Source organism: Myxococcus sp. AB056 (genome assembly GCF_006547365.1).
In the GTDB taxonomy this organism is placed as follows: domain Bacteria; phylum Myxococcota; class Myxococcia; order Myxococcales; family Myxococcaceae; genus Myxococcus; species Myxococcus virescens.
Map to the genome: position 1 here is coordinate 1 of NZ_VHLB01000184.1, position 3,625 is coordinate 3,625.

3 protein-coding genes and 1 pseudogene are annotated in these 3,625 nt (G+C 71.5%); all 4 read right to left on the reverse strand.

All coding sequences use genetic code 11. The features are described from left to right. Nucleotides 1-28 precede the first annotated feature (28 nt). Complete coding sequence (locus FMP39_RS36910) at nt 29-643, reverse strand: RedB protein (RefSeq protein WP_141594638.1); 615 nt, start codon at nt 641-643, stop codon at nt 29-31. Between the two features lie 295 nt (nt 644-938). Continuing rightward, complete coding sequence (locus FMP39_RS36915; RefSeq protein WP_140786867.1) at nt 939-1,274, reverse strand: HPF/RaiA family ribosome-associated protein; 336 nt, start codon at nt 1,272-1,274, stop codon at nt 939-941. Between the two features lie 218 nt (nt 1,275-1,492). Further along, the gene (locus FMP39_RS36920) at nt 1,493-2,503 is read right to left on the reverse strand and encodes a zinc-dependent alcohol dehydrogenase family protein (RefSeq protein ID WP_141594640.1); all 1,011 of its coding nucleotides are present in this window, start codon (nt 2,501-2,503) and stop codon (nt 1,493-1,495) included. Between the two features lie 64 nt (nt 2,504-2,567). Further along, nucleotides 2,568-3,625 (reverse strand): annotated as a pseudogene (locus tag FMP39_RS36925) (hypothetical protein); the annotation flags it as partial.

A 3,625-nucleotide genomic window follows, 5' to 3' on the forward strand; every position in this document is an offset into this window, starting at 1 on the left:
GGGCTGGACGGCTCGTCGCGCGCTGGGCTCATGGCACGCTCCCGCGGGGGTCTTCCAGCTCACAGCCGTAGACGGCGTGCCCGGCCAGCGCTTCCGCCGGCGCGTCACCCAGCAGCGCCTCCACCGCGGCGCGCCCGGCGTTGTCGCCCGCGTGGCCCCGGGCCGTGGTGATGCCGCCGCTGAAGCGCAGCGCCCCACCCGCGTCGTAGAAGAGCACCTGACCGGAGGTGACGGCGCCGAAACGCTCCGCCTGGACGCCACCCTCGTCGCGCAGGGCGGTGACGCCCGGAATCGCCGCCGCGGAGCGCCACAGCTCGCCCTGCTCCCAATCCTTGCCGGTGCCCTCGGGCTTGAGGAAGAGCACGAAGGCGTCGAGCCGCCCCTGCGCCTTCGCCATCACCAACGAGAGCTCTCCCATGCTCGCGCGCGTGCAGGGACAGAGCGGGTGCGCCAGCATCACCAGCGTGGGACGGCCCTCCACGCGTGGCACGGTGGAGTCCCCGGGCCAGCGCGCGGGTGCCGCCAGGGACTCGCCGGGCGTGAGGGAATAGCGAGCCATGGCGAGCGAACCCGCCACGATGCCACCGAGCCAGACGACGCCGGTCACCACCCACCACCCGCGCTTGCCCCCGGGGCGCCTCATCGCTCACCCCCCGGGTTCGCCCACGACCCACGCAGGCGCCCCGCGCACGGAACCGTGGCGGACTTGGCAAGTGAGGCTGTCGAGTGGACGGCGGCGGTGGTGACGAGGTGGGGAGCCTCGGCGTCGACCCGCAGCACCTGGAGGCGCTGGGCTTTCATGGCGTGACAAGCCACACGATAGCGCCCAGCCCCCCAGGTCTGTCATGGGTTTGAATGGCAAATGTTCGGAATGTGCGTCGCGCGACCGCCCAGCTGGATGTCTGTAATGGGAATGAAGCGCCGCGCGAGCGACACCGTCACCCGTGGTGCGTGTTGAGCGCGTCCGCGTAGTGTTGGAGCTGGCGCCGGGCGGCGTCGAACGCGTCCGTCACCGCCTGGTAGGCATCCTCGTGCCCGGTGCGCGCCTGCGGATCCCGGCTGGCGACGATGTTCCTTCCTGGCACACTCACATCCACACGCACATGGAAATGCCTGCCGTGCTGCTTGTGCCGGTGCGGCTCCTCCACCACCACGTGGCACCCCACGATGCCGTCGTAGAACTGCTCCAGCTTGCCGGCGTGGTCGCGGATGTGCTCGCTCAGGGCCTCGCTCGTCTCCATGCCCCGATAGGTGATTTGCAGCGCTCGGTTCATCGTCCGCCTCGCGTGGTGGTGCCCCCGGGAAGGGGGCATCGGGTTGCCTTCCCTTCCGGATGCATTTGCGCGGCCAGCGCGCCAGGTCCGCGAAATTCCATCAAACGCCACGCAAGCCACACGCTGCGTTTGCGGCGAAATGGGACACCGCGCAGTCTCTGCGGGGCGAATTGCCCCAGCCCCCTGGGAGGCGGACGTGGGCCCGCCCGGCTCCGCGCTCAACCCAGAGCCGCCACCTCCAGCACCGCCGCGCCGTGCACCTGCCCTCGCCTCAGCGCGGTGAGGGCATCGTTGGCGGCGGACAGTGGGAAGGTTTGCACCAGGGTGCGCACCGGCACCTTGGGCGCGAGCGCGAGGAAGTCCAGCGCATCCGCCCGGGTGAGGTTCGCCACCGAGCGCACCACCCGCTCCTCCCACAGCAGCGCGTAGGGAAACGCGGGGATGTCGCTCATGTGGATGCCGCCGCACACCACCACGCCGGCCTTGTCCACCGCCCGGAGCGCGGCGGGCACCAGCGCGCCCACGGGCGCGAAGAGGATGGCCGCGTCCAGCCGCTCCGGAGGCACGGTGTCCGAATCCCCGGCCCACTCCGCGCCCAGCTCCCGCGCGAACCGTTGGCCCTCCACGTCCCCCGGCCGGGTGAAGGCGAAGACACGCCGGCCTTGGTGGCGCGCGACCTGGATGAGCAGGTGCGCCGCGGCGCCGAAGCCGTAGAAACCCAGCAGACGGCGCTCCCTCCCCACCATGCGGAGACTGCGAAAGCCGATGAGGCCCGCGCACATCAACGGCGCGGCGTGGACGTCGGTGTACTCGGGCGGCAGGGGGAAGCAGAAGCGCTGGTGGGCCACCGTGAACTCCGCGTAGCCACCATCCAGTTGATACCCCGTGAAGCGTGCCTGCTCGCAGAGGTTCTCCTGGCCGGCCAGACAGAAGCGGCAGTGGCCGCAGCTCCAGCCGAGCCAGGGGACGCCCACTCGCGTGCCCACGGGAATGGCCGTCGCCCGCTCGCCCGCCGCCTCCACCGTGGCCACGATTTCATGGCCTGGGACCAGCGGCAGCTTGGGCTTCGGCAGCTCACCGTCCACGACGTGCAGGTCGGTGCGGCAGACCGCGCAGGCGCGCACGCGGAGCAACAGCTCCTCCGGGCCGGGGCGAGGAATGGGCAGCCGCGTCTCATGCAGGGGCTGCCCGACCTCGCGCAGCACCATCGCGCGCATGCTCCCTTCCATGCTCCACCCCCTGGCGCCGCGCGCTCCAGCGCAGCGCGCCCGGGAGGAAGATGGGAGGGGCTCCTCAAATCTGCACCCCCGCGAGCAGGCCCGGCCACATGCGCACGGTGGTGCGGCCCTCGTCCGCGACGTGGCGCCACTGCGGCCCGATGCCCAGCTCCTTCCACGGGTCGCTGTCATCCCAGGTGACGAGCGTGTTGGCGCTGACGCCACCGAACACCGCGAAGTGCCGCGCCACCTGCCAGCCCGCCGTCAACCGGAGCTGCGCCAGGACATGCTTCGAGTCGTCGAAGAGCCGCTTCGTGTGGACGGTGCTGCTCACCGCGTCGATGTCGAAGAAGAAGCGGCCCGCGGGGATGTGGCCGCCCAGGCCCGCGCCCATGACATAACGGCGGCGGTCCTCGTCGATGGAGGGGCTGTAGCCCACCGTGAACAGTGAGTAGATGTGACGGCCGCCCAGCTTCACGCCCACGTTGGTGAGCGCCACGTCACTGGCCCAGACCTGCACATGCGCCTGACCACCACCGACGAAGCTGAGGATGCCCACTGCCTCGCCGTCCAACTCGCGGGCCACGTTGAGGATGCCCACCTGCGCGCCCGCCACGTTGTTGGCGATGTTGACGATGCCCACCTGCGCGCCATCCACCTCGCCGCCCACGTTGATGATGGAGAGCTGGGCGCCGGAGAGATTCCGCACGTAGCTGACACCCGAGGACATCTGGAGCCCCGTCATCTGCCCCGCCACGTTGAGGCCCGCGGCGGCCTGGAGCCCGTGAACCCGCTCCGGCGCGATGTTGGCGCCCACCGCGGCCTGGAGCCCGCGCACCGGGCCGCCCGAAACGTTGGCGCCCACGCCGAGCTGCGCGCCCAGCAGGCCCTTCCCCGCGACGTTGACGGCCACGGCCACCTGCGTGCCATTCACCTCGCCCGGCGCGATGTTGCCACCCACCGCGAGCTGCGCGCCTTCCGCGTTCCCGCGCACCACGTTGACGCCCACCGTGGACTGGAGGCCCAGCAGGTCCGCGCCGGCCACGTTGGCGCCCACGGAGAACTGGGCGCCCGTCACCGGCCCCCGGGCCAGGTTGGCGCCCACCGCGAGCTGCGCGCCGCTCAGCCCACCCT

Coding starts and splice junctions, on each gene's coding strand:
- FMP39_RS36910 (WP_141594638.1), bottom strand. CDS start 643: ATGAGGCGCCCCGGGGGCAAGCGCGGGTGGTGGGTGGTGACCGGCGTC.
- FMP39_RS36915 (WP_140786867.1), bottom strand. CDS start 1,274: ATGAACCGAGCGCTGCAAATCACCTATCGGGGCATGGAGACGAGCGAG.
- FMP39_RS36920 (WP_141594640.1), bottom strand. CDS start 2,503: ATGGAAGGGAGCATGCGCGCGATGGTGCTGCGCGAGGTCGGGCAGCCC.